A 5,197-nucleotide genomic window follows, 5' to 3' on the forward strand; every position below is an offset into this window, starting at 1 on the left:
CATCACCGTCGATCGCCTCAGCAAGTTCTACCCCGTCGCGGTCAAAGAGCCAGGACTCAAGGGCACGCTGACCCACTTCTTTCGGCGCACCTACCGCAATATTCCCGCCGTGCAGGACGTGTCCTTTGCGATTGAGCCGGGGGAATTTGTCGGCTTCCTCGGCCCCAACGGCGCAGGCAAAACCACCACGCTAAAAATGCTGACCGGGCTGATTCACCCCTCTAGCGGGCGCATCTCGGTGGCGGGGCACGTTCCCTATCGGCGCGAACCGGACTTTTTACAAAAAATTACTCTCGTGATGGGGCAAAAGCAGCAGTTAATCTGGGACTTGCCCACGCTGGACTCGCTGCGGATCAACGCTGCCGTCTATGGCATTCCCGATGCGGAGTTTCGCCGCCGCCTGGGAGAACTGAGCGACATGCTGGCGCTAGATCGACAGCTCAATCAGCCCGTCCGCAAGCTGTCGTTGGGCGAGCGCATGAAGGCGGAACTGCTGGCGGCGCTGATTCACCAGCCCAAGGTGCTATTTCTGGACGAGCCGACGCTGGGGCTGGATGTGAATGCCCAGAGCAGCGTCCGCGACTTTTTGCGGCAATACAACCAGCAGTTTCAAGCCACCGTGCTGCTGACCAGCCATTACATGGCCGACATCACCGCCCTCTGCCGCCGCGTGCTGATGATTCATCAGGGCAAGCTGATCTACGACGGCAGCCTGGATGGTCTGCTGGAGCAGTTTTCCCCCTGCCGCGAGGTGACGGTGGAATTGGGGCAAGACCCACAGCCCCAGGTTCTAGAACGCTTCGGACACCTGAAGGCGATCGAGGGCCGCGTGGCCCATTTCATCGTGCCCCAGGAAGCGCTGACTCAGATCCTCTCGCGGCTGCTGGCAGAGCTAGACATTGCCGACCTCACGGTGACCGATCCGCCTGTGGAAGAGGTGATTGGGCGCGTGTTTCAAAGCGGCGGTCTGGACAATACGGGCGACGGCGCATCGGCTTAACGGGACGGCTCCCTTACCGCTAGAATGTTGGCTTGTGTGAGATTGGCTGATCTGAACTTATGGTTCGGCTCTCTCTCTGTGTTGCGATCTGGTCAGTCAGGAAGTGCAAGTGTCCTTGGTCGAGCGTCTGGTCACGAAGTGGATGACGGTGGGCGATCGCCTCCGACAGGCCGCTGCACAGCGTCCGGTTGCGGCAACCAGTCTGGCAATCTTCTGGGCCTGCGTATTTGTCTACGCCATGAATGGCCGCGTGGATTTGAACTCCAGCGACAACGTAACCAACACGCTTTTGGGATTCAACTGGCTGCAAAACCACAGCCTAAACTTTGATGCGTTTCGAGATGGCTATCTATATCGCGGCGGCGGCATCCCGTTTTACTTTGTAGAGTCACCAACGGGTCATTTATCTTCTCGGTTTCCGATCGGGCCAGCGCTGGTCACGTTTCCCCTCGCCATTCTCTATTATTTTGCGCTCAAGCTGGCTGCTTTTTGGGACGGGATCACAGGCGGCGTTTTCAACCTTTTTCCAGCCGGGTTTCCTGACGTTGCTAGCGAAGACTTTGCAACGTATCGGCAGGGATTTAGCAAGTTTGCCGCGACCGTTTCCACTGCTTTGACGGTTGTTTTCTTTTATCTCAGCACCCGCCTCAAATTCAGCCCCAGCGTTGCAGCAGTTTCTACCTTTGTGTTTGCCTTTGCCACCGGAAGCTGGCCCATTTGCTCACAGGATTTGCGCCAGCACACCATTTCCAACTTGCTGCTTTCGGGGATTCTGCTGTGCTTGCTCAAAGTGGAGCGTAGTGAGGGAAAAAACCGCAGGCTGCTGCTGTTTTTGGCAGGAGTTTTTTGCGGCATTCTACCCAGCGCTCGAATCACCAGCGCTTTGTTTTCAGCCGTTATTTTTCTGTACGTGGTTATTGCCTATCGCAAGGAAGCTGTCTTCTTTTTGCTAGGATTACCGAGCGTATTGTTTCACTTGGGCTGGAACCTCTACTATTTCGGCTGGGGCAACCTGATTGTCGGTGGATATATTTCACACATCGAGAAGCACCCGTCTTCCTATTCTTGGACGTTCGAGCAATTTAGAAGAGGGTCTCTAGGACTGCTGCTCAGCCCTAGTAACGGGATTCTGGTCTTCTCGCCCGTGCTGCTGTTTGCGATTCCGGGAGCTTATCGACTGCTGCAAAGGTGGAAGCGGGAAAACCGTCGGGATGAATGGCTGCTTTTGTGCCTGATGGTCAGCGTTTTCCTTCTTTACCTGCAATATAGCTTCTACTTAATTTGGCTGGGTGGCAACGACTCTTTTGGGCCGCGCTTCCTAGCAGACACGTTGCCTATTTCTTGTTTTTTGATCGCTTACTTTTTGGCAGATCTCGCCCCCAAGCTGAGGCGCAACTGGCAGGGCGCACGATTTGTTTTGGCGCTGTTTCTCATCAGCCTGATTCTTTCAACCCTGATTCAAACCATTGGGGCATTCACCCAAACAAACTGGAAAGCCAGCCCAATGCCCGCCACAGAGCGCAATGGACGATTGTGGGCGTTGCAAGATAGTAAAATCGAGCGCCACACCAGAAATTTGCTTGCCAAGTTCAACAAACCGATTCGGGATCGAAAAACCTATCTAGCAGGATTTCAAGGCACGGCAGAAAGCCTGCACTGGATCGAGATGGATGGAGATGAAGTGCCTGTGGGCGATCGCCCCAGGGTTCGCTCTGGTCAGCGAAGACTTTTGAAACTTGCCCTCCGCAATACGGGGACATCGCCCTGGTTTGGCTATCAAACGGGCATCGAAAAAATGGGTGAAGCAAAAATCCGACTGAGATTTTATGATGCAAAAGGCAAAGACAAAACGCCGCGGGTTGGCAATCAGCTCTTTGTCTCTGGTCGAACGCAGCCCGGTGGGGCAACCATTGCTATCGGACAGGCTGCCTTTCCAGCCGAACCGGGGGTCTATCAACTGGAGTGTTGGCTGATGGCAGACGGCATTTCTTCCTTGAACCCGGAATCTGCCCCGACCTACGTCCAGACCATTACGGTTCTCCCCCGCTCCAGCCCAGCCCAACCAGATTCGCCAAACCCCTAATTCTGTGATTGCCCATGCTCCGCACCGCCCGCACGCTCCTGTCCGTCTACTATGCCTACATGGTGGAATATCGCGCCGAGCTAATCCTCTGGGTGCTGGCGGGCAGTCTGCCGCTGATTCTCATGGGTGTGTGGATGGAGGCCTCGCAGGGCGGGCAGTTTGGGCTGTCGCCTGTGGAGTTTGCGCGATATTTTTTGGCGGTGTTTTTGGTGCGCCAGTTCACCATTGTTTGGGTCGTGTGGGATTTCGAGCGGGACGTGGTGGAGGGAAAACTGTCGTCGCGCCTGCTACAACCGCTCGACCCTGGTTGGCACTATTTTGCATCACACCTGGGCGAACGATTTGCCCGCGTGCCCTTTGCCTTCGTGCTGGTGGGGCTGTTTTTCTGGCTCTATCCCCAGGCATTCTGGCTGCCGAGCGTGGGCGATTTTCTGCTGGGTGCGGCGGCAACAGCGCTGGCGTTTTTGCTGCGCTTCGTCATGCAATACACCGTGTCGATGCTAGCGTTTTGGATCGAGAAAGCCAGCGCGATTGAGCAGATCTGGTTTTTAATCTATCTTTTCTTTTCGGGTGTGGTTGCACCTTTGGAAGTCTTTCCCCCGCTGGCCCGGCAGATCGTCGAATGGACACCGCTGCCTTACCTGGTTTACTTTCCGGCTAGCATCTTTGTGGGGCTGCCAGGAAATCGACTGCATGGATTCTTAATCACCCTAGCGTGGATTGTGCTGTTCTTTTGGCTGAACCGCTGGCTGTGGCGGCGGGGACTGCGGCATTATTCTGGGATGGGCGCTTAGGCAGAGATTCGCAGGCTTTACCTCCGCAACACTGAAGTAATAATGACTGTGAGCGTCGCGCTGGCAATCAGCGTGAAGGCAAGCTGAACGACCCACTGCGTTGCCTGACTATAATCCGCAAAGCGCTCATCGAACTTTTTCAGATCGCCTGAAAATGTTTCAACGTCACTGGAAAGCGTACCAACGTCACTGGAAAGCCGATCCAGCTTATTAGACAAGTCTCTGAGGGTGGGTTCGCTGTCGGAGGCAGAGGTCATAAAACGATTGATTTGGAAAAAGCAACTATCTCAGAATTCCCAGACAGACGGAGATCTAACTGAAATCTATCAGTATTGATAGTCTACTAAAGGAATCCGCCAATGACTACTGGAGGGCAATAGCGTCATGCCTTCGTGGCGAAACAGTCAAGAAGATTCCAACCCTCACCGTGGGGAGATTTCACGCCAAAGCCCTGGCTCAATAGAGCCACGATTTTCATAACTGGCAGCGATCCAGGTGAGACGATGTTAAAAGCAGCTTGCAAATTTTTATTCATCTTGGCTTCACCTTACCAAGTAAGATGCGATTGGCTTGGCACGGTGAGTTTGAATCGATTACCAGAAGGAGCGCGACATTATGACACAAGGCTGGCAATTTTGGATTGATCGGGGCGGTACGTTTACCGACATTGTGGCGCGTCGGCCCGACGGGCAGCTTGTCGTGCATAAACTGCTGTCAGAGAATCCAGAGCGCTACGCCGATGCGCCGATTCAGGGAATTCGCGATTTGCTGGGCTTGTCGTCGGATACGCCGATTCCTGCTGGGCAGATTGCGACGGTGAAAATGGGGACGACGGTGGCAACCAATGCGCTGCTAGAGCGGAAGGGCGATCGCACGCTCCTGCTGATCACCAAAGGCTTTCGAGATGCCCTGCGAATTGGCTACCAAAACCGTCCCAACATTTTTGCACGACAAATTATCTTACCTGAGATGCTCTATGAGCGCGTTATCGAGGTAGACGAACGCCTCAGCGCCCAAGGTGAGGTACTCATTTCGTTCCGTCCGCTGGAAACGGGACTGGTGGAAGAGTTGCAAGATGCCTATGCAGCGGGCATTCGCAGTTGCGCGATTGTGTTTTTGCACGGCTATCGTTATCCTGATCACGAGCGGCAGGCGGCGGAACTAGCGCGACAAATCGGATTTACGCAGGTCTCGGTTTCTCACCAGGTCAGCCCGCTGATGAAGCTGGTGAGCCGGGGCGACACAACGGTTGTGGATGCCTATTTATCCCCAATTTTGCGGCGCTATGTGGATCGAGTGGCCGCCGAGTTGGGCGTTACG

At 54.7% G+C, this 5,197-nt stretch carries 5 protein-coding genes; 4 read left to right on the forward strand and 1 reads right to left on the reverse strand.

All coding sequences use genetic code 11. The annotated features are described in order from the left end of the window. Nucleotide 1 precedes the first annotated feature (1 nt). From IGS51_RS08645 to IGS51_RS08655, 3 genes are all read left to right on the forward strand, one after another. Nucleotides 2-1,000: an ATP-binding cassette domain-containing protein gene (locus tag IGS51_RS08645; RefSeq protein WP_297078030.1), complete on the forward strand. Its 999-nt coding sequence runs from the start codon at nt 2-4 to the stop codon at nt 998-1,000. A 109-nt stretch (nt 1,001-1,109) separates the two neighbouring features. Further along, complete coding sequence (locus tag IGS51_RS08650) at nt 1,110-3,083, forward strand: hypothetical protein (protein ID WP_297078031.1); 1,974 nt, start codon at nt 1,110-1,112, stop codon at nt 3,081-3,083. Between the two features lie 14 nt (nt 3,084-3,097). Further along, nucleotides 3,098-3,877, forward strand: coding sequence for an ABC-2 family transporter protein (locus tag IGS51_RS08655; RefSeq protein WP_297078032.1), 780 nt, complete (start codon nt 3,098-3,100; stop codon nt 3,875-3,877). Between the two features lie 17 nt (nt 3,878-3,894). Here IGS51_RS08655 and IGS51_RS08660 read toward each other — a convergent pair whose 3' ends face one another. Next, nucleotides 3,895-4,134 carry a hypothetical protein gene (locus IGS51_RS08660; RefSeq protein ID WP_297078033.1) on the reverse strand — a complete coding sequence of 80 codons (240 nt, stop codon included), beginning with the start codon at nt 4,132-4,134 and terminating at the stop codon, nt 3,895-3,897. A 358-nt stretch (nt 4,135-4,492) separates the two neighbouring features. On the opposite strand from IGS51_RS08660, the gene IGS51_RS08665 reads away from it, so the two are divergent. Beyond that, a partial coding sequence (locus tag IGS51_RS08665; RefSeq protein WP_297078034.1) for a hydantoinase/oxoprolinase N-terminal domain-containing protein occupies nt 4,493-5,197 on the forward strand: 705 nt, incomplete at its 3' end.

It is taken from the genome of Thermoleptolyngbya sp. M55_K2018_002 (assembly GCF_015295965.1).
GTDB classification, from domain to species: Bacteria; Cyanobacteriota; Cyanobacteriia; order Elainellales; family Elainellaceae; genus Thermoleptolyngbya; species Thermoleptolyngbya sichuanensis.

What these genes read in the sequence shown, in the direction of transcription:
- IGS51_RS08655 (WP_297078032.1), top strand. Translation starts at nt 3,098, where the DNA reads ATGCTCCGCACCGCCCGCACGCTCCTGTCCGTCTACTATGCCTACATG.
- IGS51_RS08660 (WP_297078033.1), bottom strand. Translation starts at nt 4,134, where the DNA reads ATGACCTCTGCCTCCGACAGCGAACCCACCCTCAGAGACTTGTCTAAT.